We start from the raw sequence: 25292 nt of genomic DNA, 5'->3' as shown, positions 1-25292 counted from the left end.
GTTCGGCAGGAAACGGCCAGAAACAGCTAGTGTCAACAACATTCATGTATTCAGCTAATTGATAGGAAATACGAACGTTCCGAACCATTCAGTGCGTCCCCTCTCCCTCGGGCATGCTGCCCGAAAACTCGCGCCCGAGCCAAGCATGTAGACCGCATCGGATGTGCCGGTCAGAATCTGATTCATACTGCGAGCCATTACTGCACGCGGTGCTGATGGCGGTTGACCCTTACCACAGTGACTACAACGCGCTTGCACTCGCACCGCAGTTCAAAGCGTTGCTCGCCGGACTGTCAGATTCTGCGACGTGCCGCTCGGCATTTCTCTACGATCATTAAACACATAGGGTTCGAGCTGAAGCGTTAGCAGTTCTTGTACCGGTTCTTGAACGACGCCAGCAAAAGCAGTGAGAATCTGTGTGCGCGCCTCGCTTGCGCTGCTGTGGCTGAGATCGTCGGCGATCCGATGGTACGTAAGGCCCTGACCTCGAAGGATGAGCGCGTCACATCTTCTCATTTGCGTCGCTATCCGTTTCGGCGTGACCTTCAGCGACGGCGTGGGCTTGACGTCGCCGGGTTGATCGTGTGTTTCGCCGGTATTCATCCAGAATCCGCCTCTCGAAATTAGGCCCCGATCAATGCTCCTCACTGGATTATCGACGTCCGAGGCACGGAACAGCCGCACAGTTCATCCGGACTAGTAATCACTTCAGTTTCCGTCAATGCGGGGCGATTTCGGCTGGATTTGTGTTTTCTCTTGTGTGCGCTTTTTGACACATCCCGAAAGGTGTCGACGACATGCTGGTTGTCCCTCTCGAGTCGATTTAGCCGTATCCAATAGCAGGAGGGTCGATTCGTCGGTCAGCGGGCAACGGCTGCGAGGCGCGACCACTGCAAAGCCAGTGCCTCTCGCTACAGAAAGGCCCGGATAAGTCCCGGACTATTTGACAGGAGAACATCCACCACATGAACCTCGAACACCTCAGGGCAGTATTGCGAGCCATCGCAACAAACGAGCGATTGGACTGCGATCAGAAGTCGATCCTCTTTCATCTCGCAGCTTGTCCAAGATTCATCGACGAGAGGCTTCGACTTCTTCAAAAAACGGGGCTGGGGCCTGAGCGATATGGTGCGGCGATCGCTTCGCTGCTGAACGAAGATCTGATCGAAGAACTCAGCAGCGGCGCGAACGGTCCCCAATATCTTCTGTGCGCCCTTTCCCTCATTCGACGTAGTGGGCAAGCTGCCTGAATTAAGTGTTGCGATTGGACGCTGATGAAGCCACGCTGACACGGATGCGAGGATCGTTAGGTGGCTTTGCGGGCTTCGATTTCTGGACGATCTGAACTTGGTTGAGATCGAGGCGAGTTTCACTGGTCAGATGGTCAGATGGTCAGATGGTCAGATGGTCAGATGTTCAGGTTTGGTTTGGCTTCGGCCGAAAGAAGGCACGCCCGTCCGCCGTGATCGTGCTCCGCTAAAGACGAATCCCCTACAAAAACTAGCGCAGAGCCTGGCGCGAAGGGGAATTGAGGGTGTCATGCCAATCCCAGGTGGACCGGCCGAATGCGAAGGTCGATTCGACTAGGACAGATGCTGATGACCGCTGACCTCGCGGTACATCCCGCGCACACCGAACATGCCGACTGCTTGACGGACGGTGTAGTTCCGATCCTCGTCAACGAACGACTTGATCAGGTCAAAGGCTCTTGGGTCCCCCGCTGGCTCGATGTGCGTGATCGGGTGGTCATATCCCTCGGCTGTGACGCGCACCAGATCCACGGCGGGACTGTCGTCCGAGTAAACATCCGAATTGAGCGCAATGACGAAGTGGCGAACTATCGCTCCACCTCGAATAGTCTGCTGTAGTTGCTCCTGTTGGTCGGGGTTGACTGCTTTGAATTCGAGTCGGGCAAGGGATGCTGACGAGAGGGGTTTCCCGGTTCGCCCCCGAAGGACGAGTGTCTTTTCTTGCGTGGCTTGGATGTCCGCGAAGGGGATCGGCTCGATCTCGATCAGTGGCGTCAGCGATGCCCACCATTGCTGCGACCCCACGGGTGCGAGTGCGTTCACCTTGATCTCGTCACTCCAGAATGGATGATCCGCGATGCGGGCGACGAAACATATCGCCTTGATCGGCGCTATGAAATACAGAAGTGCGAGATCCCCGGGGGCACCGTCGATCGGGGCGGTCCACAGATTGTCCAGTCCCAAGCTGTCGGTATTCTCACGCATGCCGGCCGGTGTTTGCGGCGTCGGCCATGACGATTCATCGGCGAGTAATAGCCACGCGTTCGCTGGGGCCTGACGGTCGAATTCATCCACTGCCATCCTCATCAAGCATTCCTTCTTTCAGCCCCTGCGAGCTAAGCAACGTATTTGATTGATTTGACATCATATTCGCTCTGTAGTGGTGCATTCATGAACAACAGGCTAAGTAGCAATGGTTACCACCGACTCAGCCGACGTCCTGAAGCAGATCGGCAGGAACATAAAGGCCGAGCGTGCCCGCAAAGAATTGACTCAGGAGGCGCTTGCGCATCTTGCGGGCGTGGCCGTAGCGCAAGTAGCGCGGATGGAACGGGGCGAATCTGACACCGGCATCAGCAAATACGTCCAGGTAGCTCGCGCCCTGAACGTCAATACAGTCGCCCTATTTCACGGCGTCGATTGAAGCATGCGACCCGATCGACCGTTGTTCCGGCAGCTCTAGTAGGTCCGGGCCAGGCCGCAGTCGCCGCACCGCCAACTGACGGAACCTTCGGCCAATTTCATCGGAATCAAGCGCAATTCGCAGTTCGGGTTCGCCCCCGGGACATCATCTATTTCACTCTATCCATTGGTCAGGTCACTTGGCATGCGGACAAGATATTCCAGTCGGCGAACATCGGGTAAAAGTTATCCACAGGTCTCGACTGGGGCAACGCCGGCATGTCGCAAGCTCCTCGGTGGAATTGCTTTGGTCATGCCAGCCACAGATCAACCGGTGTGTACCGTTTAGTGTCTGCCACGAAAAGCCCTGTTCAAGATGACGTTATTGCAGTTCTTCACGTTCCTGTCTTTGGCTACCAGCGGGCTGCGACTACGCATTTGACTACATATCGAATCGGTTCGACCGTCGACGTGTCCCTGCAAAGCGCATCGTCACACGAATTTCGCCTGGACAGCAAAGTCTGCTGCGAATGACGATGCTGGAAATTGCCCGTGGGCTAGTTGCGTGGCCGTTGGCATCCTTGGTGCCGCTTGCGCTGACGGTCGGTGATTGGGATATGTCGGGTGATTCGATCTCTGGCCTGCTGGTTGGCGCTGCTCTGCTCTACGCGGTCGGTCGTGGGCGCGGTACTGTGGCGACCTCTTGTGGCGGCCTGGAAGATTGTCGTGGACGACACGACCCCTCTTGCCATCTCGCAATTTGATCACCATCGGGTCGGGAAGCTTGAACCGGTTGGTGTGGTGAACGCGGGCGAGGGCGGCCTGCTCGGGCCTGCGACGCAAGCGCGCGACTCTCCCGGCTCGGGCCGCATGCTCTCCGCCAACCTCACGGCGGCCACGGAAAACCGCATCCTGCAGATGCCGCTGGCTCGCTTCGATGACTACAGCAGACCGCGTTTGTGCTACCCATGGCTCCAGCGCGCGCTGCCTTCACGTTGCTTTTTGCCCGTAATCCTAACAATTCAGATTGAGGGTTCGTAGGGCCTCATCGACAGTGCAAAATCCTTGGGATCGTCGATATCAAGTTCCTCAATTACGAGATAGCCGCGGTTGCTAAGGTTTCCCATCATCTTCTGACCTTTACGCGGACGCAGCACCCACTCCGCAAGCGCGTCGCGAAACATCCACTTCGCGTACATGCGCTCTGCGTGCATCCGGTCATGGAGCGTCGGGTCGATGTCCTCAGCTTTGTGAGTGGTGGTGTGAATAAGTTCCGCCCACTGCATTAATTTGAAAACATCCCGGTTACGTAGCGGATTGACATCCTCCTTTATTCGGCTGTCCAGCCGTCGATGGCCCTCTCTGATTTCATTGGTTGCCGATCGGCTCAGGCCGCCGAACCAAGTTCGGAGCCTTTCGCGGATTTTGTCTCGTTCCCTCTGCTGAGCCAGTCGGTTGTCCCGACCGACAATACTTTTCGAGACGATGACAGCGAGAGCTGCGATGATCGCTGAAGCGGCAGCAACCGCGATTTGGGCCACTGTCGTAGTTGTCTCAAACGCTGTTGGTCCTTGAGGTTCTGAGAGAGTCGTGAGAATTTTGAATAGGCAGTCCACGAGGCCGTTGCGAATCATGATGCCACTCTATCGATGGCCGTTCGGCTTCTCTCCATTCGCGATTGGCGGATTGACTCTCTTGATTGCCGCCGATATCGAGGTACAGCGTCGGGTCCAACACCCAAGCCGTTCGTCTCTCTTTTCGCGCCCACTTGTTGGTGTCTCTCGGCTTGTGCGTGGACGAACCTGACATCTAGTGCATTCCATCATCACTAGCGATGCCCACAGGATTGACAATCTGCTCTTGCTCCCCAGAACCGAGGGAATTCGGCATGAACAGCTGGTCGTCGACCAAGAATAAGTGGCGCATCGACAGGTAGCCGGCAACGGCAATTCATTTTGTCTTGGACACTAAGGCAGCCTGAACTGACCGGATCGCCCTGCAGCACGTGGTAACTGATCGGGCAGCAATCGGCCAGGAAACGCAGCCATTCCGGCAGTTGGAAACACGAGGCGTCACGCTCTCGCTGAGCTGGTCAATCTACGGCTCAATCGGAATGCACCATCTTGTGTCTGTGGCGCGAAGGGCTGTTCAGCCCGCCAGTATTGCCAGTTTTTGCGCGCTGCTTTCTGGCTACCCGAGGGTTTTAACCACGCAAACGACTCACTGTCAATCCGGTTCGACGGCGACGGCGGTTGGTTCGTCCCTGCCCGGCGCATCTTCGACCACGGGTGCGATTGGGCAGAACACTCGATACGAATTTATGTTCGAATGTCAGAGGGCTTTGCTAAACTTTAGCCAGAACTTACGATCGTCCCGTGCGGTGGTTACGACTTGGGCCAAACCCACAGTATGCTCAGCGCAACTACTGCGGGGCCACTGGGAGACAATTATGAACGTGCGAACTCCTGTCGCGGACGCCTACACAACCCACGAAAAGTACTGGGCTGACACGGGCGGCGACCTCACTGTACCGGTGGACCCCTACCGAATCGCAGAGTCAATGGGAGTTCGCGTCTACACCGCGACTCTCGGACCTCAGCGAAGCGGATACCTCGACATTGAGGCTATGGGCGGCCCAGTCATCTACGTCAATGAAGCGCATTCGCCCAGCCGGAACCGATTCACGTGCGCGCATGAGCTCGGTCACTTCGTCGACGCCACGAACCGATCGCTTCCTCCACGTGCGTTCGATCGGGACGAACGAGCTTCGAGGGGGACCGATAGCGATGAGATTTACGCTAATCGGTTTGCTGCAGCTCTCCTTATGCCAAAGATTGCCATTCAGCGCCTAGTCGCTGACGGTCTCAACGCCGAGGAACTCGCGCGCCGGTTTAATGTCTCCTTAAGCGCTATGGAGTTGCGCCTTCGAAACCTCGGGCTTCCGCAGACATGACCGATTCCCAATCGGCCGGCGCGGCCGAGGGATTCGCTGACGAGGGTGAGACCCAGACAGGTGTCGATCTTCCCGCAGATCTGACGGCGAATCAGCAAGCGCCCGCAACCCGCTGGACCATCGGCGATCGCATAGCCGGAGCGTTACGAGTGCTGACGGGGCGCGAAGTGGGTCGTCGGATCTCGGAAGATCCCGACGTGCAAATTCGACGCGGTCGCGCACGGCAGGAGAACCGATGGCGCAACATCTATGCCTTCGTGCTTCTTGTCGGTATGGGCGTCCAGGTCTGGTTCGCTGATATGTACATGATGCGTTACAGCGAGGCAAAGAACTTCGATGTTGATCCAAGCGTCATCATTGCCTTTCTGAGCTCCGTCGTAGTCGAGGTGATTGGTCTTGTGCTGGTGATCACGCAATCCTTATTCCCTCGAAGCGGCAATGACTCGCCGAGGCCCAGGGACTAAGCGAGGTGCACCCCCAAAGGTAGGTGTCGACCGATTTCGTCCACCGAAGGTCCAAGGTGATCCATAGGGTGATGCGCGCGGACGCATTAATGTAATTCACGATATTGTCTCAAGTGCCATCTTGAAGCCGGAAGTGAGTTGCAGTGAGTACCGTCGAGGAGCACATCCGACTAATTGACATTGAAGTCTCAAGAGCAATCGTGGAACTCGCCGGAGACAGGCAACTGTTGTCTCGAAAAATGCTTGCGCAATTGCGGGATCTGATCGAAGGTTCCGCAGTCCTGGTTCACACTCAGAGTCTCACCACCGACTACACCGCCGTCTCCGTTGGTGAGGCTCTCGCGGATGTGTCAGCGCCCGGCGGTTCCGCGTTTCTCCACAGGTTCCACCGCTTGGTCCTCGCCGACGGCATCCATCACACGATAGAGGGGGACACCCCGGAGCGCCTGATGCTGAAGTACTACGAGTACCTCTGTCGCCTGCGGGACATGCTTCGAGACCGCTTCCGTCTTCACGTGCTCAAAAATCTCGACTCCTTTCCCGTGGAGCTTGACTCGTCCCTCCGCGAGTACCACCGGAAGATAGCAGCGCGAATATCCGCTTCTGCTACCCAAGCCGGCGACGAGCAACCGACCGCCCGCTATTACGTCCAGAGGACACGTCCCTTCTTCGTCGATGGGCATGTGTACTACGAGGTCACCTTCACTAACTCTGTCGACCGGGTGAGCAAGTTTGATCGCGTCATCGCATTCACTCACCTAGATGTCAGCGATCGATACGCCGCCAACCTCACTCTCCGAGCAGACGCTATCGACGTCTTGGGTCAGAGCATGCCGATTATTCTGATCGTGGATTGGGAGGTTTCTATCCGTCCGTGCGAGCTTCAGAATCTCGCGCGCATAGTTGGACCCTCGATACGAGTGTCTACGACTAGCAATGAGTACGGGGCTTTGATGGGGTTCTTGACCACCACCGGCGCAAGCCTGACCGAACTCATAGACTTTTCGGATGAGCGCTACGCGGAAATTCGCGCCCGCATCCTTCGCACAACACGTTCTGCGATTATTTTCCCGGTTCTGGACCGCGCAAGACAGCTTGTTCGGTCTAGTGGACCCGGTTCCAACGTACTTCGGTACTTGATGCTCAGGACGAAGAATGTCGTCCTGCGTCAACAGTATTCTCACGAGCCATGTGGACTTCTTTCAAATCTGAACCTGCGATGGGGGTGCATTCCGTTTGACCAAATGCCCTATTGCACTTCTCTCCCTCGACACAATCCGCGATTCAGTGATCTTGCAGACGCAATCGACCCCGGAGCAAGGGAGCACGAGCTACTTGCTCGCACAGTTAAGAACAACGTGGAGCGGCGTGGACTTTTGTACACCCCGATCGAGGAGCTTGAGTCGTTCCCTAACGTCCGGGCCCTGATCCAATCTCACAACCAGGCCCTCTATCGAACGCACACAGGTCGAACTCTCGAAATCGATGACGAGGACGTGTTCATCCGTCAGTATGAAGACAACATCGTCAGGATTCTCGAACGGCTTCGTACGCACGCATCAGTCGGGGTTGGAGGTTGGCGAACAGCCGTCGACCAGTGGCTCTCTGCGAGGCCTGGATTGGTCGACGACGATATGAAGTCGGACGCGCTAAGGAATCTCTTTGGCAGCTCGCGTGTGGCGCTGGTCTACGGCTCCGCCGGCACAGGGAAGTCGACAATGGTCAATTACATCGCGAGTTTGTTCAATGAGGGGCGAAACCTTTTCCTCGCGAATACCCACCCAGCCGTCGACAATCTTCGGCGAAAGGTCCAGAGTCAATATCCGAAGTTTAATACCGTTGCTGGGCAGATCGCGCGAGGCGGAGCTGATCCTGAATACGAGCTCGTCGTTATCGACGAGTGCAGCACGGTAAGCAACGAAGATCTCGTTCGGCTGCTGGAGAGTACCAAGTTCAAAGTTCTGGTCCTTGTCGGAGACGTCTACCAGATCGAGTCGATTCAGTTTGGGAATTGGTTCGGCATTGCACGCCATTTCCTACCTGCCAGTGGGGTGTTCGAGCTCACCAGGCCGTACCGAACCAACAATCCGCAGCTTTTGGAGCTTTGGCAGAAAGTTCGCAACGTCGAGGACGATATTGCGGAAGCCATGGGGCGAAGCGGTTATGCCCGCGATTTGGATGAATCAATATTCCATTCGCAGGTCGATGACGAAATCATCCTGTGCCTCAACTACGACGGGCTCTACGGGATCAACAATATTAATCGCTTCCTTCAGAGCAGCAACCTTAATCAAGCCTTTCGCTGGGGGCCGGCGGTCTACAAGGTCGGCGATCCAGTCCTATTCAACGATACGGACCGCTTCAAGCCACTCATCTACAACAATCTAAAGGGAACCATAGCCGCGATCGAGGTGCGGCCCGGATTAATCCGCTTCGAGGTCAGTTTGGAGCGTGACGTCACGGAATTTTCAGCAGCGGCGTCAAGGTTGAGTTGGGTCCGCGACTCCACTGTGTCGTTCTATGTCGTTGAACTGCTCAACAGTGATGATGACGATCAAAATGTAGAAACGTCAGTGCCGTTCCAGGTCGCTTACGCGGTGTCAGTTCACAAAGCTCAGGGACTTGAGTACGAGTCCGTAAAAGTGGTAATCACGGATGCAAATCAAGACGACGTTTCACACAGCATCCTCTACACGGCGATCACTCGTGCTCGAAAGAATTTGGTTGTCTATTGGACACCGGAGACGCAGCAGTCTGTGCTCTCCCGGCTTGAGCCAAAAACGAATGAAAGAGATGTGGGGATACTATCGGCGCGACGAAGACTTGCTGGATCGGTCGACTTATGAGCGGTTAAATCAAGGGGAAGGTGTGGAATAGCCTGCGCGATACGCGCAGGACATATCTGCCCACCCACTGCGGCGACGTAACCAAGGCTCATAAGCCCTGCTGTCATCCGCGTCCGTCACCACTAATCAGACACCCCTACCGTGGGCCGAAGCGCACTCGAGACAACAGGAAACGAACAGCACACAGAATTGCCGTGGGACTGGCCCGAGTTCAGTTGACTCGTTGGGCTAGCGGCTTCACGCGATGTTAAGGTCCACGGGCATGGTCACAACTCGATCGTGGCAAGTTCACCAAGGCGGCGTTGCCCCTGCTCCGGTGTGCTGCGCGGGTAGTCCGTTTAGCGTGTGCCGGCTGAACGGCGTGGCTCCTGAGTGGGCCCAGCTGGGGTTTGAGATCGCGAGGATACGAAGCCAGTGACCCAGGTCTTGCGTCTAGCGTCGGCAGGAACTCCGGGCACGTCTCGCCGTACAGGGGTCCTAATGAACCCAACGCCTCCCGGAGAAACTTCGATCTGACTCATACCAGCAGTGTAAGTCTTGGAGACGACATTTGGGCCTATGCCGCAGCGATAGCGAACGCGGCACCGAGTTCAGCCGCGACAAGTTCGGCAAGTCTGACGTCCCCCTCTTTCAGTGACCCCTTCTTTGGTGCGTCGACCGCCAACATCCCGAACACGACTCCGTTTCCCCTGATCGGAACCCGAACGAAGGTCCGATAGCGCGAGGGGTCACCGTGATAGCGAGGAGGAGCGTCCTTTGCTGTGTCGACGACGAGCTGGCCCTCAGCGCCACTCTCGAGGTAGTCCATCACTTCTTGCCCCTCAGGGGTGCTGAGAGAGAAAGTGCGGGGGAGGTCCTGACGGCCGAAGCGAGCGAGCGGCCCGATCGTATCCGGAGGGACGAATTGGAAAACTGTCGCGCGCACATCCTTGCTTGATGGAGTCATCGCAACAAGCGCACTGCAGCACGCTGACGCGACATTTCGCAGCATCAGTTCACGGCTTGTCTTGTCGCTGACATCGACGAACGCCATCTCAGTCATCAGGTCCAATGCCGGTGCCAGCCTGTTGTGAAACTCACGCACAGCCGCGTACCGTGCATCCTCGAGCGACTGAAGTCGTGTCCGATCGCGAATGGACTTAGCGATCAACAGCAGTGCAAGCACGACAGCGGACACCAGCGCTGCGATGCGCCATCCGGGAGCGTCGGCCGCGCTTGCGAGTTGCCCCAACACACCAAACCCTGTGACAAGGGCAGCGCCCAAGATCGGCAGCACCGTCCACACGACGAACGCGACGAACGACTTGACCTGGGACACGATGCGACCCTACTTCCTGAATCGTGCCCTGAGCCAACGGCGATCCGTCATCCGCTAAGCCCGACCGTCGCGGGCACGATCACATCAAAACTACTGCGGACATTGAGTCCGCCGAGATTTGGTGAAGCAACCCAAATCTCGACCGCTGACCTTGGGTATTCCACGTGCAATGTGACCTGGTCACAAGGCGTTTAGACACCGTGACGGTTCGTCTGCGTAGTCACCGTTCACACGGCTGACTACACCTTTGACTGCAATGTTTCTGGCGATCGTGTCCCCGAACTGACTGCTGGGCCGTATCCATCCCTGACTACACAAATGCTCAGGGAGGGCACCATGGCAGCACGGCTGAAAAAGCGGGCAGACAACCGCTTCACCGTCACCGTCACACTGGACGGCAAACGACGATTCTTCTACGGCACCACCCAAGCCGAAGCGAAAGCCAAAGCAGACGAAGCCCGCGCCCGGGTGAAAGCAGGCGGCCCCGTCCGGGACGCCAACCGGACCCTGACCGACTGGCTGGGGGAGTGGACGCAAACCTACTTGCCACTGAGCAACCGTGCCGAGTCCACCAAGATCATGCACGAGGGGTACACGCGCACGTGGATCATCCCCACCATCGGTCACGTGCAGTTGGGCAACCTGAACGTCAACGACATCAACCGGATGCTGCTGGCCATGAAGGCCGACGGCAAAGCCGAATCCACCCGACGAAACGCCTACACGACCCTACGTAAGTCCCTGGACGATGCCGTCACCAACGGACTGCTGGCCACCAACCCCGCCCACCGCATCCGGCAACCGGGCGTGACCCGCCACGAAGCCCGGTTCCTGACCACCAGCGAAGTGCGGCGACTGCTGGAGGCATCTGCCACATACCGGTACGACGTCGTTCTGCGTTTCATCCTGGGGACCGGGCTTCGACGCGGGGAAGCCCTCGCGCTCCGGTGGACTGATGTCGATCTCGAGAACGGCTCCGCGAAACTGCGCGGATCGTTGACCCGACGCGGAAGTGAACTGATTGTGTCCGGGATGAAGACCAAATCCAGTCGACGCAGCATCGCACTGTCGCCGCCGATCGTCGCCCTGTTGACACGGTTGAAGGCCGCGCAGGCCGCAGAACGGCTGCAGGCCGCCAATCTGTGGCACGACCACGGCTTCGTCTTCACGACCGCCTTCGGTGCCCCCGTGGAACCCCAGAACGTCCTACGCACTGTTCGTGAAGCATCCCACCGTGCCGGCCTTTACGAGGTCACCGTCCATTCCCTACGCCACACCTACGCGACCGCCGCCCTGATGAATGGGGTGGGGTTGAAGGTCGTCAGCCAAAACCTGGGGCATGCGTCCATTCAGATCACCGCCGACACCTACGGGCACGTCACCGACGAAGCAGCACGAGCCGGCGCAGCGACAGTCGCCGAAGCACTCGGCCTGTAACCGGAGTCAGGACAATGACATGATGACCCACAGCCCGACGCTAGGTCTGGTCCTGCTGCCATGACCGCACCCACAACGCCCGCCCCTGGCGACAACGAAACTGCGCGCTACCTGCTGTCGCAGGACGAGGCCGCCCACATGCTCTCGATTAGCCGCACCACTCTCTGGCGTCTCGTGAAACTGGGTGAGCTGGAGACCGTCGCGATCGGGTCCCGACGATTAATCACTGTGTCCACAATCGAAGACTTCATTGCCCGAAACTTATCGAGCAAAACAGATGAGAGGGGGTATCCGCCCGGATGACCGGTCCCTTCGACATCTTCGATCCCTTCGAAGAACATCAAGGCTGTGGTCCTAGTTGGACAACACCGGTTCGTGCAGGTCGCGAAGCCGCTTCACCGCACGCTGGATGGCCTTCTTGGTCGCTTCCGCCGTAGTGCCCCGAACCGCAGCGATAGCCGCAATATCCCGGTCCTGGATGAACCGCCAGACAATCAGTTTCGCGTCCATCGGATACGCGTCCGCCAACGCTTGCAACGCCGGACCCAAGGTCGCCTGTAGGTCGACCTTGTGGGCGACACCGCTGGCCAGACTTGGCTGCGGGTCGATTTCATTTATCAGACGATCAAGTCCCGCTGCTTCAAAGTCAACCGGGTCTGCTGGACGTGCTTCCCGCTGACGATGAAAATCCACCCCAGCGTTACGAATCACCTTGATCAACCACGACACAGGAACGGCGGGGTTGCCGTCAGGATTATCCGGAAGACGGTCCCGCCCAAACGCCCCGAAATACTTCACCATCACCAGCTGCGAAAGATCCTGCTGATCGGATGTAGTCCACCCGGACCACTGCCTAACCACCAGACGGTCCACAGCGTCCTGGACAGCACGATACGACGGAACGTCGGTGCCGTTGCGTCCCATCCGCTGTCGTTCGTCGAAGCCGCCCATACCGGGGATTTTAACCCATCCTGACAAACATTCCGGATCTGCTGTCCCCAGCGGACCTTCCCGCCCGTATTCAGCCATAGGGCCACCTTGCGGCCTAAGGGAAGGAACCACATGAAAACACTGAAAAAGGCCAATGCAACCCAACTGACAGAACAGCTGTGGATAGGCGGTGAACTTAACCCCCAGGATCACACCGCGGCAGTCGCGCAGCTAGACGAACTAATGGCTGCAGGCATCGACACCATCATCGACTGCCGAATGGAATGTGACGACTTGGATTGGGCCACCGAAGCGAAGCCGCAGCTTAGCTACTTGTCAATCGGGGTCGAAGACGCCGGATACGTCATGCCCCACGACTGGTTTGACGATGGGGTGACATTCGCCCTGAACGAAATCAGTAAGGGCGGCACTGTGCTGGTCCACTGCCAGGCAGGAATAAACAGGGGACCATCCATGGGATTTCTTATCCTGATCACCCAGGGATGGGACACTATCGACGCCCTAGACCTAATTCACAAGCGCAGACCAATCGCAAGAATGGCCTACGCGGCACAAGCCATCGACTGGTGGATGGAATCCACCGGCGCTGAAGATGACGAAATCATCAAGGAAATCCGTCGCATCAAGAAATGGCGCATCGACAACAAGGTGCCCCGGTCAACCGAAGGCAATGCAACGTGGATGGGCGAAACCCTAAAATAAGTTGCCAGAACTGAACACGCGAAGAAGTCGAAGGGACTGAAGAAGTCGAAGGGATCGCTCCTCTGGGGAACTAGGGGAGCGCTCCCCCTCCAGTTCGAGCGGCAGCGGTGACAGGTGTATTCGGTACGTCATGCACCGTCGTCATCGAAAGCGTCGAGACGCTCGATCGCGCCTTCCCAGTGAGAATCCCGCACGGGGAGACCCTGTGAAAGACGGGCTATCTCTTCACCGATTGCGATAGCTAGGCGTCCGTCCATCCTGTGCTTAATCTCGGCCAGTCGTTCCAGGACCTCGGCGTAGGCTAACTGCTGTGCGGCTCGAAGTTCAGCGGAAGTCGAGTCAGCTCGCCCATCGAGGTCGAAGTATTTTGCACGCCTGTCGAGCACTTTGAGCACCCGATCAATGGCCACCGGGTCACCGTCCAAGGCTTTCTGCCAAACAGCGTTCAACACCTTGTCCAACCTAGTGATGTCGATGTCCACGGCCTCGGTGGCCTTCTCGCGGCGGATCTCCCTCAGTTCGCCCTCGACCGCGCGCCACGCTCCGGACTTGTCGCTGTAGCCAAGTCTCTCAGCGATTTCGGCGTACCCGAGGCCGGACAACCGAAGCTCCAGGGCCTCGGCCGCACGAGCCGAGGCATCGGTACGCCTAGTCCTCGCGGACGGAGTTGACTTGCCAGGGTTGAGCGATTCGATCACTCCGACTCCTCCAGCCGATTGCGAGCGACTCGCTCCGCCGAACTCTTGGTTGGCGACTCGGGCAAGCTCATGATCCACGGTCCGTTTCGCCGCTGGCCTTTGTCGGTATCAACTCCGACGGTTTTCATCGCGCGCCTAACCTGACCCACGCTGTAACCGACGTCGGCGGCTTCAGCATAAATTTCCTTTGATAGGACCGGTCCATCCGACAAGATTTCCTTAAGCCAAGGAATAGCGCCGTTTTTCGACGGACGGCTGATGGGTCCGGGGTTGCTGGGGGCAAGCAACTCCTCGGCGGTCAGCTGAACGGGGGCAGATTCCCACTCGAGCTGAGCGCTGGCATGCTGCGGGTCATCGACCAACCGGAAGGCGAGCGGCGGCGGCATCGGCCCCAAATTGAACTTGACCGGCGCGAAAACGCGTAGGTCGCTGTCGTCCGGATGCTCGGCCACGACGAACTGCGCGCGCGAAGCCGCGCCAATTCCAATGGAACCTTGCCCGCGATATCTGGCGTTCGTACCACCCGTCTTGTTGAGATGACGGACCAGCATAAAGGTGCATCCAGTTGCTTCGGCCAGCTTCGACAACGGCGTCAGGGCGCGACGGACATCCTGGTCCTTATAAGAGTCGATTTCGGAGCCCAGAAAGGCATTCAAGGGATCGATGATCACCAGCCGAGCGTCGAACCGTTTTATTGCCTCCTCAATATATTTGATGTCGCGCGGAATCGACGGAAGCAGTTGTTGGACAGTTCCGTCCTTACCCCTGAGGGGCACACTGGTCAAAGCGTGGATCATCGAAAGGTCGGCGTTAGCGGCCTCCAGCCGAGGAACGATCGTGTCAGCCAGTCCGTCTTCGGCCGACATCAGCAATACCTCATCGGGCACAGAGGGCGCGCCGTCGGGCCACGCGGTGCCGGATGACAATCTTGCCGCAAGGTCCAGAGTCATGGTGCTCTTGCCCATCCCAGGGTCGCCCTCCACAAGAACGAGCTTTCCCGCAGGTATCCGTCCAGGCCACAACCAGTCGACGCGTTCCGCTGGCACGGACGACAGCGAGATGACCGTTGCGCCCTCGGTCACGAGGGATCAGCACCTTCGGGGGAGGTGCCGTTGAGAAGCCTCATCAAGGCGGCAGCCGGGATGGCGATCTTGCCGCCCTTCGCGCCGACGCGCAAAGAGTCGAGCTCGCCCGACTTCACGCGACGATAGATCTCCTCGCGCGAAAGGCCGGACAATCGGATCACCTCAGCCACCGGGTAGGTCAGCCGGTCGAGGCTGGGGATGCCTGTCATATCAATAGCTCCATTCCTTCGAAGCGCTGCCATTCAGCGCAACACAAGAATATCCGCTGTCAGATAGTTTTATACTTGCGAATATCGCACTATACTTCGATCATGAATGAATCAGCGATACCACTGGGGAAGTTGACGAACGCCATCGCGACGAACATCCGAGAGTTGCGAAAACTGAAAGGGCTCACCCAACTAGAGCTGGGCAACCGTGTTGGACTCAATTCGACCGCAATCGCCAAGATCGAGACGAAAAGGCGCAACGTGTCTGCCGAAGAGCTTTGGGCTCTCGCGGCTGCTCTTGAGGTCGAAGTTGGCAGTTTCTATGGCTATCCGGGATCTCAAGAAGACCGACTTCTGACCATGCTCGTGCTCACGCCCGAGCGCGAGCTTGATGCTCAGTTAAGAAGCCTGAAACACTTCGTGTCCGGCTCGGGGGATGCGACCCTCAGCGAGGCTGCCCGGAAGATCGAAGACGGCGTCAATGAATATCGCAAACAGGTGCCGAACCCCTACGAGCTAACAGCGAGCCCCGAGCAAGTCGAACAAGCCCTCGCAGAAGCCGCACGAATCTTGGCCAACCATCGTCAATTCAGCAATCAGGTCGCAGCAGCACTAAACAGCCTGAACGCGCCCGCTCCACAAGGTCCGCCCACCTCGGAGCGATCCGCGCAACGTCTCAAGGCCCAACGCGTGCAACGGCGGGGTGCCCCCACCAGCTAGATAGCCCGCCCATGCTCGCCGAGCAACGTTCCACAGCTTGACTACCGATCTGACTACATTGCTCGGGAAGTGGCGAAGAATGCGAATAATAGGAACGGTCTCATTAAGCCCGAGATTCCGGGGATAACCCGCACCAGATCGGATGACACCGACCTGTATCAACGGCCTCGACTCGGGCTCATAACCCAGAGGTCGCAGGTTCAAATCCTGTCCCCGCAACAAATCTGGCCGGGAATCCCAACGGATTCCCGGCCAGAAAGCTGTACTGATTTGATCCGGTCATCATTTACTCATCACAAACCCTCTGCGGGTCGGCGTTTTACGCCGCGTCACGGCCTTCGTCCATGGGCTCTTTCGGGATGTCTCGGAATCCGTGGGAACGCCGACGCATCTATAGGGCATGGACCCTACATCTGCACTCATCAGTCGTCCGCCTGTGGTGCCTGGCGGTTTGGAACCGCTACTGAGCATCGCCGAATTGGCGGGTTATCTCGGCGTTCCGATCGCGACGATTTACGACTGGCGCGTCGACCACAAAGGGCCAAGGGGCATTCATATCGGTCGCAGCGTGAAGTTCGCGGTCTCGGACGTGCAGGCGTGGGTGGACGCGCGTCGTGAACCGGCCCCGCCGGACTCGTCCGCCGGGTGGTGATGGCTCGTGGTTAGGCCGCGCACCCCGATCGGCACCTTCGGGGCGATCAGCACAGAGGCTGCATCGAATGGCAGCGCGATCGCTCGCACCCGGTACCGCGACCAGGACGGGCGCCTGCGTCTGGTCCAGGCCACCGGGGCGAACGCGAAAGCGGCGGAGCGGAACTTGAAGACGACGATCGCACACCGCACCGCCCGCAGCGCTGATCCGGGTGTCATCACGGCGGACAGTTCCTTCGCCAAGCTCGTGGAGCTGTGGTTGGAAGACCTCGACCTGGAGGGCCGGATCGCCCCCAGCACCCGGGACTTGTATGAGTGGAACATGCGCCAACTGGTCATGCCCGCCTTCGAGCACCTCGCCCTGCGGGAGGTCAGTGTCAGCAGGACAGATCGGTTCTTGAAGGCTCAGGCCGTGATCAGTTATAACCGGGCCAAGCAGTCCAAGGTTGTCCTCAGCCTTGCCCTCGGACTCGCGGTGCGCTACGAGGCCATCGCCCGCAATCCGGTCCTGTCCGCCTCGCGCCTGCGCAAACCCAGTTCGAAGACTGTCGCGTTGACGGTTGAGAAGGTTGATGCGGTCCGCGCCGCCGTCGGACGGTGGCGCACTGGGCGGGGTCTTGCCGGGCCGAAGCCGGACGGGCAGATCGGGCAGATCATCGAGGTCATGCTCGGCACGTCGGCCCGCATTGGCGAAGTCCTCGCCCTCCGCAAGTGCGACATTGATGTCACAAGCACCCCGGCCACGGTTCGCATCTGCGGCACGGTCGTGTCCCCGAAAGGCAAACCGACCTACCGGCAGGATCACCCCAAGACTGCCGCCTCCCGCCGGACCGTGTCTGTTCCGAGTTTCACCGCCGAGGTGCTCAGGGAACGTCTCGCTTCTCTGACCGACGACGGCCCGGAGCAGTTGCTGTTTCATAGCCGCAACAACACCCCGTTGACCACTAACAACGTCCGCCGGCGCTTGCGGGCGATCCTCGACGAGGCCGGGATCGGTGGTGTCACCCCGCACGCGTTTCGCCGTACTGTTGCCACCGTCATCGACCGGGCTGCCGGGACTGACCTTGCCGCCGAGCTTCTCGGACATGCCTCGCCGGAGATCACCCGCGCGTATTACATCGAGAAGCCAGACGCGGTGAACCCGCGCACCGCCGAGATACTCGAACAACTCGCCCCCAAAGCAGCGTCACGTGACGTGCTCGACGCGACAATGGAATGAGTCAATGAGGTCGAGCAAACCGCATCGCACATCGGGCGATCGCTAATTCGGCGGTCCTATCCGAGCTCACTACGGTCCCGCAACCTTTGTGGGACCGGTAATTTCCGTCAAGAGACGGTCCTGCAGAATCTGCGGGACCGGGAGTTTCGGTCAGAAGACGGTCCTACAGAATCTGTAGCACGGTGCTGTATCGCGATCGAATAGGAGCCGGGGGAGGTGCGGAGTCGGCTCATCCGTCTCGTGCGGCGCGGAAATTGGCCACCCTTTGCGGTCACAGCGATGGGGCTGGCGGTCTGCGGTCAGGCTTGTTCCGATGAACCGGGAAGGGGCTGCTGACGTCACGCTCCGGCTGCTCGCGACGGACCGCTGGGCGGCTCAGGAAAGCCCCATCCGACGTGTTGCCTGCCTGATGGTCGCGGAGTGCGGCGGCCCAGGCGAGGATGCGTTGCTGCACTTCGTGGAACGCCTCGGGTGTCACCCCATATTCGGATGCCTCCGAGGGCAGGTAGTTCACAACGCGGGAGAGCTGTGCCGCGAACATTCGCTCGTCGAATCCGTCGTCGTGCTCGTGCCCGAGCGCGATGATGTCGGCGTCGGTGTAGCGACCGGAGGCGCGGATCGCGTCGAGGTCGAGGAAGTCCCGCACCTCGCTGCGGGAGTAGACGGCGGAGAGTTTGCCCGCCACCGCATCGCGCTCGGACAGCACCGCCCCGACGCTGAGCGTCACGGGCGGGTCGGCGCGCCAGTTGGTCGCGAAATCCACATCCAGCAGCGCGCCGTCGGGGTCGGTCGCGCGCAAGCGGGCGAACAACGGGACCGCCCGCAGCCACGTCACCGCGTACCCTGCTTCACGTAATGCATCTTCGGCGCGGGTGAGAGCGGCCCGGAACTCGTCGACCGTTGTGGTCGGACCACCAAACAGGTCGATATCTTCGGTCGGGCGTTCGGTAAGTCCGTGCTCGCGGATAGCCCCCGATCCAGCAAGCGCAAAGCCCGAGTCGCCGACCGCACCCAACAGCACCGTCGCGATTCGCCGTTGAGCTTCCGCCTCGCCGGTCATCGTCGCCCTGCCTCCCCGACTATTCGGCCAGGTTCGGGAAGCGTTCCTCCCAGAGTGCTCGGCAGCGATCGGGCAGCACGAGGTCGGGCCAAAGTTCCTGCAGCAGGCCGACGTTCAGGAGCTCCGCTTGCACGTCCGGCGTCCCCTCCCGCACAATCGCTCGATATGCCGCGCGCCGTTGACCAAGATCGTCCAAGTCGAATACATGCCGCGGGCCCCAATGCACCGTGATCGGTAGCTCCAGCAACCCCGACGCGGGACCCTGCAGGATATCCAAGAACGAAGGCGTGTCGTAGGGCACGATGTCCTGGTACAGCACTCGTCCGTCCGCCATCACGCTCACCGCCTCCTGCGCTTGCCGTAGATACGTTCATTCTACGAAGGGCGCTGGCGATTACCTCTAGCCGGCCCGAATCTCCCACATGTTCGAATGTTCGCTGTCTCATGCGGTGCTCGCATGTCACGGCGTCACATCCCGATCCCATGTTCGGTGAGGGGTGGGGGCGTGCCAGTGATCCTCCGCCCCTTCCATCCCGGCCCGCTCCGGCCCGGCTCAGGATGCGGCGCACGGGTGGGTGGGGTGGTCGGGGTGTTGGGTTGCCAGGTGATCGCGCTGTTGTGGGACCAGGCGGCGTTCGCAGCCTCCCACACCCGGTCCAACGCTTCGGCGGCGCGCGTCAGTGCGTCGGCGGCGCGGGCGGCTTCGAGGGACCCTGCCGCCCGGTCGCCGGTGTCGCTGGCCGCGGAGGGTTGGTTCGTCCGGTGCCACGCGGCGAGCTGCTCGAGTACCTGCTGCAATCCCTCGACCGAGCGGGTGATTGAGCCCAGCACCGGGTAGGTGTCCTCCGCCGCGTCGAAATGGCGGGTCGCGTACGCCAGCCCCCGCAATGCCTCACGTGCCTCGTCGGCATCCTCGACCGGGTTCTGAAATGTCGGCATTCCTCGCACCCCTTCCGGTCGCGCCCCGCCCGGTCGGGCGATGGCCTCCCCGTAAGGTGCGCGCCCCATCCCACCGCCGCAATCGCGACCGGGCTGCGCGCACGCTCAGGAGCTGCACGAGCCCGGCACCGAACGCCCGACGAGCGGCAGCCTCACCCCACTCACGGCCAGCGACCGCGACCTCCGCGATCCGTGCACAGAGACTCCGATCCGCTCCAGCTCGGACGCCCTTCAGATTTGCCCACACGTTGGCACCAAGCGGTGCGGGTGGGTGCGCTTGCGCACCTTTCCTTGAGACGACCCCTGCCGTGGGCGTCTCGGGAGGGCTGCGCCGTGGTGATGTCGATTCGGGTGATGTCGGCGGGGCGCGGTTTCGAGTACCTGCTGAAGTCGGTTGCCGCAGGTGATGGGGACCGTGATCTGGGTACCCCACTGACCCGCTATTACACGGCCCACGGGACCCCGCCTGGGACTTGGCTCGGGTCGGGTTTGGCTGGGATCGGCACTGACGAGGCGGGGCGACTCCACGAGGGCGATGCAGTAACCGAGGAGCAGTTGGAACGGTTGCTCGGGTCTGGGGTGGACCCGGTGACCGGGGCGAAGCTCGGAGCGGCATATCCGGTGCTGCAACCCCCAGCGCGCCGCATCGCAGCGCGTGTCGCAGAACTGGGTGTCTTGAGCGATGATGCGACTCGGTCGCAACAGGTGGCGCAAATCGAGCAGGAGGAGCGCGCACGGATATCGCGCACTCCGGTTGTGGGGTTTGATTTGACATTCTCCCCGCCGAAGTCCTTCAGCGCCCTATGGGGGGTGTCGGACGTCGGGACGCAATCGTTGCTCGCGCGGGCGCACCATGCCGCAATGCGCGACACCCTCAGCTTGCTGGAGCGCAAGGTCGCAGCAACGAGGGTCGGGCGCGGTGGTGTCGCATCGATGCCGGTGCGCGGGGTGGTCGCGGCGGGGTTCGATCACTACGACACCAGGGCCAGTGATCCGCAACTGCACACCCACGTGGTTGTGTCGAACAAGGTGCAGGGGGTCGATGGGAAGTGGCGCACCCTGGATTCCTGGACCTTGCATAAGGCGACGGTGGCGTTGTCGGCGTCGTATAACGCGTTCCTTACCGATCGTGCGACGCGATTGGTTGGGGTGTCGTGGTCGCCGGTCCGGCGGCGTAGCAGCCAGTTCACCGGTTGGGAGATTAGCGGGGTTCCTGCGGAATTGTTGGCGGAGTTTTCACGTCGCACCCTCGGGGTCGAGGGTACGGAGGGGATCGAACATGCAGCGCAACGGCTGATCGGCGAGTACCGAATTGCGCACGGCCACTCCCCGTCGCAGGCGGCTGAGGCACGGTTGCGGCAGCAGGCCACCTTGCAGACGCGACCGGAAAAAAAGTTGCATTCGCTCGCGGAGTTGACCGCGGAGTGGCGGGCGCGCGCATCGTCGGTGCTCGGGGAGGATGCGACGACGTGGGCCCGGGAGCTGCTGTCACACCCGCGGACTGAGGCGGTGTTGCGGGCCGACGATCTGCCGTTGGATCTGATGCACGATATTGCGGCCGTGGTTTTGATCGAGGTCGGGAACCGGCGTGCGACATGGGGGCACTGGAACCTGTACTCGGAGGCAGCACGGCAGACCATGGGGCTCCGGTTCGCCTCCGCCGACGACCGCGAGCGTGTACTGGCGGGGATAGTCGCGCGTGCCGAGCGGGACTCGATCCGGTTGACGCCGGAGTACGACCGCGCCTCGCCCGCACCATTCGTGAAGGACGGCTATTCGGGTTTTCAGCCTCGAGACACGATCGCGTACACGTCGCAGGACATCCTCGATGCCGAGGTCCGGCTGCTGGAGCACGCTACTCAGGAGGCGGGACCGCGGCTGCCGGTGCGGCTCGTTCACCGGCACACGTCCCGTCCGATCCGCGGTGTGAGGCTTGCCGACGACCAGGCCGCCGCGATGCTCCAACTCGCTGCTTCCGGCCGTGTTCTGGATGTGCTGGTGGGACCGGCGGGGACGGGGAAGACGACGGCGCTGCGCGCCCTGCATCGCGCGTGGACTGCCACCTACGGCAAGGACTCCGTGATCGGCCTCGCCCCGTCCGCTGCCGCGGCCGACGTTCTGGGTCAGGAACTCGGCATCCGGACGGAAAACATCGCGAAGTATCTGCACGAGTACACGCACGGCCGATGGAATCTGAAACCGGACCAGCTGCTACTGATCGATGAGGCGTCCCTCGCCGGAACGCTCGCTCTGGACCGGATCACCAGCCACGCTGCGTCCGTCGGGGCGAAAGTCGTTCTGATTGGCGACCACGCCCAACTCTCCGCAGTGGAGACCGGTGGAGCGTTCGGGATGCTCGCCCGCACCCGTGACGATGTCGCCGAGCTGGTCGAGGTGCGCCGCTTCTCCGCCGACTGGGAGAAGACCGCGAGCCTGGGGTTGCGCCACGGCGACCCGGCCGTGCTGACCGCGTACGAAGAGCATGGGCGGGTGCATGGCGGTGATCAGGACGCGATGCTCGATGCCGTCTACCAGGCATGGTCCACCGACCGGGACGCGGGGCTGCGATCGGTAATGATCGCCGCCACCGCCGAGACCGTGACCGCTCTGAACCGGCGAGCCCGCGCAGACCTCATCGCCGCCGACCGCGTTGAGGAATCAGGGTTAGCCCTGCACGACGACACCACCGCCGGGACCGGGGACATGGTCGTGACCCGCCTCAACGACCGCCAGCTGACCACCAGCGGCGGATCGTGGGTGAAGAACGGCGATAGGTGGCAGGTCACCCGCACCTTCGAGGACGGCGCTCTCGCCGTCCGTCGCCTCGGCAAGAACGATGCCCTGCGCGGGCGGGCAGTCGTGCTTCCGGCCTCGTATGTTGGCGAGAGTGTGGAGCTCGGCTACGCCACCACCACCCACCGCGCGCAGGGCTCCACAGTGGACACCGCCCACGCGCTCATCGACCCTCAGGTCGCCAGCCGTAATCTGCTTTACGTCGCCCTCACCCGAGGACGCGTCGGCAACCACGCCTACGTCATCGACGCTCCGGACGAGAATGCCGAAGCTCACCACGACCTCGCCGAGCCCACGACCGCGACCGAACGACTCGTAAAGGTGCTCGGCAGGTCGGATGCAGACCACTCGGCTAGCGAGACGATGCGGCTTGCGGTCCAAGAGCACACCTCCTTGGCGACGCTGCTTCGCGAGTACGAGACGATCGCCACCTCCGCGCAAGACACCCGATGGGCGGCACTGATTGAAGATGCCCCACTGGACGAAGCGGTGCGGGATGACGTATTCGCCAGCGCTTACTACCCGGCCCTGCAAGCCACGCTGCGAAGGGCCGAATCCCACGGTTATGGACCCGACCTGGTGCTCGCTGACGCCGCGCGCGCCCTCCACCGCTACGAACCTGCCGAGGAGAAGGAGCCGGCCGATTCCGGACTGCTGCTGACCCGGTGGATCGACAAGGTCACCGCCGAGCCCCGGCGTGGTACGAACCGGCCAGGGCCAGCCCGCGTCGCCGGTCTCCTGCCCCGCCCGGTCGGCCCGATGGACGAGGATATGCGCACCGCGCTCATCGAGCGTCAGCAGCTCATCGAGCGCGCCGTCCAGCAGCTCACCATCGCCGACATGGAAGCCGGCGCGCCTTGGACGAAACGGCTGAGCACACCCGGCAGCAGCCCGAGACCGCGGGTCGAATTGTTGTGTGCCGCAGCCACGATCCGCTTCTACCGGGAACGGCACGGCATCACGGGACCATCCCCGATTGGCAACTCCGACCAGGTGGACGGGCTCGAGCAGGCATATGAGTACCGGGCCGCGCGAGCCGCCTACGCCCGCGCAAAGTACCTCACCAACCACGAGCCCGACCACCCGGTCACCCGCACCGGGCCGAACATCGACTGGAGGCGGGGCGTCAGCCTGTGACCCCTTCCCGTGTCCGAGGTTGGGCGTACCGTGAAGGACACGACGGTAAGGGTCGGACAGATGGGGGATGAGCGCGTCATCCACGGTGACGCGGACGGGCTTCTGCACGTCAGCGGGCGCGTCCGACTGCTTGGACACGCCTACGACGGCGTCCACATCGAGCCCGGTGGAACCCTCATCACCAGCGGCATCATCCGTGACTGGCTCCACATCGACACCGGCGGCGCCCTCTACTCCAGCGGACTCGTCCTCGCTCAACCCCAGCTCGCCGACGATGCACTGCTCGACGTCCGCGGTGAACTCTCCGTTCCGCGCCTCCCACGCGAAGTGCACGGCACGATCCTTATCGCCGTCGGTGCCCGCTACAAGGACCAAGTCCTTCGGCCCGATGGGACGCTGACCCCGCGCGTGGGGCTCGAAGGCGGCAACGCCAAACCGTCCGCACCCCGCTACCGCTTCGCCAGTGGGGGCCGCGAACCTGTGCTGGTTCCCGCCACGACGTTCGAGCTTTCAGCGTATGGCCTCGGGGACCACGTCGTACCTTCCTACTAAGTCAGTCCGTCGCCCGCTTCGCGGCGCACGACAAAGCTATGAGGCCCGCCCGTTCGGGACTTTCGACCGCGGGTCTGCGAGATAGGCGTGAGGGAAGGAAGCGGTCATGGTATTCCAGGGCGATGCGTGCCCGATTCTCGACGGCGGTTGCGACGAGCTACTCGGTCCTTGGACCGATAATATCCCGAAAGTAAATAATGCTCGGTAGACGGCACCATTCTTTCGCCCCGCTGAAACTGCGCGGCCGATGACTCGCAATCCGATTCCTGAGCAATCCGGGCCGCACGATCACAGTGCCCCCCTGAATGAATTACTAATCGGGTATGCCCGCGTATCCACGAACGAACAAGACCTGACGGCTCAACAGAATGCCCTCGAACGACTCGGAGTCCGACCCGCGCTGATCTACACAGATCACGGTCTGACCGGTACGAACCGTGCGCGACCTGGTTTGCGCGAGGCACTCGCCGCCTGCCGTGCGGGTGACACGTTGGTCGTCGCCAAACTCGACCGGCTGGCACGCTCCCTTAGAGATGCGAAAGACATCATCGACGAACTCACCGCCAAGGATGTGAAACTCAGCATCGGCGGATCCGTCCATGATCCGAACGACCCGGTCGGACGACTTCTTTTCAACGTACTGGCCATGGTTGCCGAGTTCGAGTCTGATCTGATTCGGACCCGAACACGGGAGGGCATGCAGGTGGCCAAGGCCAAAGGGAGACTGCGCGGAAAGCAACCAAAGCTCTCCACCGCACAGCAACGACACTTGATGGAGATCCATGACGCGGGAACACACTCAACGGCCGAGATCGCCGAACTCTTCAACGTCGCCCGCTCGACGGTCTACCGGACCATCGACCGACAATTAGCGTCACGACACTGAGCAGAACCATCGACGATCTCG

26 protein-coding genes are annotated in these 25292 nt (G+C 60.7%); 15 read left to right on the top strand and 11 right to left on the bottom strand.

The features are described from left to right. Positions 1 to 270: 270 nt before the first annotated feature. The gene (locus RCH11_RS04875; RefSeq protein ID WP_327055872.1) at positions 271 to 603 is read right to left on the bottom strand and encodes a hypothetical protein; all 333 of its coding nucleotides are present in this window, start codon (positions 601 to 603) and stop codon (positions 271 to 273) included. A 362-nt stretch (positions 604 to 965) separates the two neighbouring features. Between RCH11_RS04875 and RCH11_RS04870 the strand changes: the two genes are divergently transcribed. Further along, positions 966 to 1250 carry a hypothetical protein gene (locus tag RCH11_RS04870; protein ID WP_327055871.1) on the top strand — a complete coding sequence of 95 codons (285 nt, stop codon included), beginning with the start codon at positions 966 to 968 and terminating at the stop codon, positions 1248 to 1250. 333 nt (positions 1251 to 1583) lie between these two features. On the opposite strand, the gene RCH11_RS04865 is transcribed toward RCH11_RS04870, so the two are convergent. Then, positions 1584 to 2324 carry a hypothetical protein gene (locus RCH11_RS04865; RefSeq protein ID WP_327055870.1) on the bottom strand — a complete coding sequence of 247 codons (741 nt, stop codon included), beginning with the start codon at positions 2322 to 2324 and terminating at the stop codon, positions 1584 to 1586. Positions 2325 to 2442: 118 nt separating this feature from the next. On the opposite strand from RCH11_RS04865, the gene RCH11_RS04860 reads away from it, so the two are divergent. Continuing rightward, positions 2443 to 2673: a helix-turn-helix domain-containing protein gene (locus tag RCH11_RS04860; protein WP_327055869.1), complete on the top strand. Its 231-nt coding sequence runs from the start codon at positions 2443 to 2445 to the stop codon at positions 2671 to 2673. Between the two features lie 704 nt (positions 2674 to 3377). After that, positions 3378 to 3692 carry a hypothetical protein gene (locus RCH11_RS04855; protein ID WP_327055868.1) on the top strand — a complete coding sequence of 105 codons (315 nt, stop codon included), beginning with the start codon at positions 3378 to 3380 and terminating at the stop codon, positions 3690 to 3692. On the opposite strand, the gene RCH11_RS04850 is transcribed toward RCH11_RS04855, so the two are convergent. Further along, on the bottom strand, positions 3674 to 4285 hold the full coding sequence (locus tag RCH11_RS04850) for a hypothetical protein (protein ID WP_327055867.1): 612 nt from the start codon (positions 4283 to 4285) through the stop codon (positions 3674 to 3676). The genes RCH11_RS04855 and RCH11_RS04850 overlap by 19 nt on opposite strands. Positions 4286 to 4764: 479 nt before the next feature. Between RCH11_RS04850 and RCH11_RS18150 the strand changes: the two genes are divergently transcribed. The 3 genes from RCH11_RS18150 (at position 4765) to RCH11_RS04840 (ending at position 8914) form a co-directional block, all read left to right on the top strand. Next, a complete protein-coding gene (locus tag RCH11_RS18150) occupies positions 4765 to 5604 on the top strand; it encodes an ImmA/IrrE family metallo-endopeptidase (RefSeq protein WP_442789004.1) in 840 nt (279 codons plus the stop codon). Further along, a complete protein-coding gene (locus tag RCH11_RS04845; protein WP_327055866.1) occupies positions 5601 to 6068 on the top strand; it encodes a hypothetical protein in 468 nt (155 codons plus the stop codon). Before RCH11_RS18150 ends, RCH11_RS04845 begins: the two co-directional genes overlap by 4 nt. Before the next feature lie 143 nt (positions 6069 to 6211). Continuing rightward, complete coding sequence (locus RCH11_RS04840) at positions 6212 to 8914, top strand: ATP-dependent DNA helicase (protein ID WP_327055865.1); 2703 nt, start codon at positions 6212 to 6214, stop codon at positions 8912 to 8914. Between the two features lie 556 nt (positions 8915 to 9470). Here RCH11_RS04840 and RCH11_RS04835 read toward each other — a convergent pair. Continuing rightward, on the bottom strand, positions 9471 to 10232 hold the full coding sequence (locus tag RCH11_RS04835; RefSeq protein WP_327055864.1) for a GAF domain-containing protein: 762 nt from the start codon (positions 10230 to 10232) through the stop codon (positions 9471 to 9473). A 336-nt stretch (positions 10233 to 10568) separates the two neighbouring features. Between RCH11_RS04835 and RCH11_RS04830 the strand changes: the two genes are divergently transcribed. Both RCH11_RS04830 and RCH11_RS04825 read left to right on the top strand, forming a co-directional pair. Next, the gene (locus RCH11_RS04830; protein WP_327055863.1) at positions 10569 to 11669 is read left to right on the top strand and encodes a tyrosine-type recombinase/integrase; all 1101 of its coding nucleotides are present in this window, start codon (positions 10569 to 10571) and stop codon (positions 11667 to 11669) included. A 60-nt stretch (positions 11670 to 11729) separates the two neighbouring features. Further along, positions 11730 to 11972 (top strand): helix-turn-helix domain-containing protein, encoded by a 243-nt coding sequence (locus RCH11_RS04825; RefSeq protein WP_327055862.1) that lies wholly within the window; start codon positions 11730 to 11732, stop codon positions 11970 to 11972. A gap of 51 nt (positions 11973 to 12023) precedes the next feature. Here RCH11_RS04825 and RCH11_RS04820 read toward each other — a convergent pair whose 3' ends face one another. Continuing rightward, positions 12024 to 12620, bottom strand: coding sequence for an RNA polymerase sigma factor (locus tag RCH11_RS04820; RefSeq protein WP_327055861.1), 597 nt, complete (start codon positions 12618 to 12620; stop codon positions 12024 to 12026). 111 nt (positions 12621 to 12731) lie between these two features. On the opposite strand from RCH11_RS04820, the gene RCH11_RS04815 reads away from it, so the two are divergent. Continuing rightward, the gene (locus RCH11_RS04815) at positions 12732 to 13322 is read left to right on the top strand and encodes a dual specificity protein phosphatase family protein (RefSeq protein ID WP_327055860.1); all 591 of its coding nucleotides are present in this window, start codon (positions 12732 to 12734) and stop codon (positions 13320 to 13322) included. A 128-nt stretch (positions 13323 to 13450) separates the two neighbouring features. Here the strand turns inward: RCH11_RS04815 and RCH11_RS04810 are convergent, their stop codons facing one another. The 3 genes from RCH11_RS04810 to RCH11_RS04800 are packed head-to-tail and all read right to left on the bottom strand — an operon-like array spanning position 13451 to position 15314. Continuing rightward, on the bottom strand, positions 13451 to 14020 hold the full coding sequence (locus RCH11_RS04810; protein ID WP_327055859.1) for a hypothetical protein: 570 nt from the start codon (positions 14018 to 14020) through the stop codon (positions 13451 to 13453). Continuing rightward, on the bottom strand, positions 14017 to 15102 hold the full coding sequence (locus tag RCH11_RS04805; RefSeq protein WP_327055858.1) for an AAA family ATPase: 1086 nt from the start codon (positions 15100 to 15102) through the stop codon (positions 14017 to 14019). Before RCH11_RS04805 ends, RCH11_RS04810 begins: the two co-directional genes overlap by 4 nt. After that, a complete protein-coding gene (locus RCH11_RS04800) occupies positions 15099 to 15314 on the bottom strand; it encodes a helix-turn-helix domain-containing protein (RefSeq protein ID WP_327055857.1) in 216 nt (71 codons plus the stop codon). The genes RCH11_RS04805 and RCH11_RS04800 overlap by 4 nt, the downstream gene beginning before the upstream one ends. A gap of 102 nt (positions 15315 to 15416) precedes the next feature. Between RCH11_RS04800 and RCH11_RS04795 the strand changes: the two genes are divergently transcribed. The 3 genes from RCH11_RS04795 to RCH11_RS04785 all read left to right on the top strand — a co-directional run bounded on the left by RCH11_RS04795 (position 15417) and on the right by RCH11_RS04785 (position 17904). Further along, a complete protein-coding gene (locus RCH11_RS04795; protein WP_327055856.1) occupies positions 15417 to 16034 on the top strand; it encodes a helix-turn-helix domain-containing protein in 618 nt (205 codons plus the stop codon). A 400-nt stretch (positions 16035 to 16434) separates the two neighbouring features. Next, entirely contained in the window at positions 16435 to 16686 is a 252-nt protein-coding gene (locus tag RCH11_RS04790; protein ID WP_327055855.1) for a helix-turn-helix transcriptional regulator, read from the top strand. Between the two features lie 6 nt (positions 16687 to 16692). Beyond that, positions 16693 to 17904 carry a tyrosine-type recombinase/integrase gene (locus tag RCH11_RS04785; protein WP_327055854.1) on the top strand — a complete coding sequence of 404 codons (1212 nt, stop codon included), beginning with the start codon at positions 16693 to 16695 and terminating at the stop codon, positions 17902 to 17904. A gap of 271 nt (positions 17905 to 18175) precedes the next feature. Here the strand turns inward: RCH11_RS04785 and RCH11_RS04780 are convergent, their stop codons facing one another. The 3 genes from RCH11_RS04780 to RCH11_RS04770 all read right to left on the bottom strand — a co-directional run bounded on the left by RCH11_RS04780 (position 18176) and on the right by RCH11_RS04770 (position 19903). Continuing rightward, positions 18176 to 18964, bottom strand: coding sequence for a nucleotidyl transferase AbiEii/AbiGii toxin family protein (locus tag RCH11_RS04780; protein ID WP_327055853.1), 789 nt, complete (start codon positions 18962 to 18964; stop codon positions 18176 to 18178). Positions 18965 to 18983: 19 nt separating this feature from the next. Then, on the bottom strand, positions 18984 to 19301 hold the full coding sequence (locus RCH11_RS04775) for a transcriptional regulator (RefSeq protein ID WP_327055852.1): 318 nt from the start codon (positions 19299 to 19301) through the stop codon (positions 18984 to 18986). Between the two features lie 131 nt (positions 19302 to 19432). After that, positions 19433 to 19903, bottom strand: a complete 471-nt coding sequence (locus RCH11_RS04770; protein ID WP_327055851.1) for a hypothetical protein — start codon at positions 19901 to 19903, stop codon at positions 19433 to 19435. A 339-nt stretch (positions 19904 to 20242) separates the two neighbouring features. Here RCH11_RS04770 and mobF point away from each other — a divergent pair, with 339 nt between their 5' ends. The 3 genes from mobF (at position 20243) to RCH11_RS04755 (ending at position 25271) form a co-directional block, all read left to right on the top strand. Further along, positions 20243 to 23833 (top strand): MobF family relaxase, encoded by a 3591-nt coding sequence (gene mobF / locus RCH11_RS04765; protein ID WP_327056190.1) that lies wholly within the window; start codon positions 20243 to 20245, stop codon positions 23831 to 23833. Between the two features lie 30 nt (positions 23834 to 23863). Then, positions 23864 to 24385, top strand: a complete 522-nt coding sequence (locus RCH11_RS04760) for a hypothetical protein (RefSeq protein WP_327055850.1) — start codon at positions 23864 to 23866, stop codon at positions 24383 to 24385. 301 nt (positions 24386 to 24686) lie between these two features. Further along, the gene (locus tag RCH11_RS04755) at positions 24687 to 25271 is read left to right on the top strand and encodes a recombinase family protein (RefSeq protein WP_327056189.1); all 585 of its coding nucleotides are present in this window, start codon (positions 24687 to 24689) and stop codon (positions 25269 to 25271) included. Positions 25272 to 25292: the final 21 nt, after the last annotated feature.

Source organism: Glaciihabitans sp. GrIS 2.15 (assembly GCF_035984695.1).
GTDB lineage: Bacteria > Actinomycetota > Actinomycetes > Actinomycetales > Microbacteriaceae > Lacisediminihabitans.
This window is presented reverse-complemented; position numbering and strand designations above follow the sequence as displayed.

Bases quoted from the DNA above. Each gene is read 5' to 3' on its own strand.
- RCH11_RS04845 (WP_327055866.1), top strand. From the start codon at position 5,601: ATGACCGATTCCCAATCGGCCGGCGCGGCCGAGGGATTCGCTGACGAG.
- RCH11_RS04850 (WP_327055867.1), bottom strand. From the start codon at position 4,285: ATGATTCGCAACGGCCTCGTGGACTGCCTATTCAAAATTCTCACGACT.
- RCH11_RS04870 (WP_327055871.1), top strand. From the start codon at position 966: ATGAACCTCGAACACCTCAGGGCAGTATTGCGAGCCATCGCAACAAAC.
- RCH11_RS04875 (WP_327055872.1), bottom strand. From the start codon at position 603: ATGAATACCGGCGAAACACACGATCAACCCGGCGACGTCAAGCCCACG.
- RCH11_RS04820 (WP_327055861.1), bottom strand. From the start codon at position 12,620: ATGGGCGGCTTCGACGAACGACAGCGGATGGGACGCAACGGCACCGAC.
- RCH11_RS04795 (WP_327055856.1), top strand. From the start codon at position 15,417: ATGAATGAATCAGCGATACCACTGGGGAAGTTGACGAACGCCATCGCG.
- RCH11_RS18150 (WP_442789004.1), top strand. From the start codon at position 4,765: ATGCACCATCTTGTGTCTGTGGCGCGAAGGGCTGTTCAGCCCGCCAGT.
- RCH11_RS04770 (WP_327055851.1), bottom strand. From the start codon at position 19,903: ATGCCGACATTTCAGAACCCGGTCGAGGATGCCGACGAGGCACGTGAG.
- RCH11_RS04830 (WP_327055863.1), top strand. From the start codon at position 10,569: ATGGCAGCACGGCTGAAAAAGCGGGCAGACAACCGCTTCACCGTCACC.
- RCH11_RS04825 (WP_327055862.1), top strand. From the start codon at position 11,730: ATGACCGCACCCACAACGCCCGCCCCTGGCGACAACGAAACTGCGCGC.
- RCH11_RS04815 (WP_327055860.1), top strand. From the start codon at position 12,732: ATGAAAACACTGAAAAAGGCCAATGCAACCCAACTGACAGAACAGCTG.
- mobF (WP_327056190.1), top strand. From the start codon at position 20,243: ATGTCGATTCGGGTGATGTCGGCGGGGCGCGGTTTCGAGTACCTGCTG.
- RCH11_RS04790 (WP_327055855.1), top strand. From the start codon at position 16,435: ATGGACCCTACATCTGCACTCATCAGTCGTCCGCCTGTGGTGCCTGGC.
- RCH11_RS04800 (WP_327055857.1), bottom strand. From the start codon at position 15,314: ATGACAGGCATCCCCAGCCTCGACCGGCTGACCTACCCGGTGGCTGAG.
- RCH11_RS04780 (WP_327055853.1), bottom strand. From the start codon at position 18,964: ATGACCGGCGAGGCGGAAGCTCAACGGCGAATCGCGACGGTGCTGTTG.
- RCH11_RS04860 (WP_327055869.1), top strand. From the start codon at position 2,443: ATGGTTACCACCGACTCAGCCGACGTCCTGAAGCAGATCGGCAGGAAC.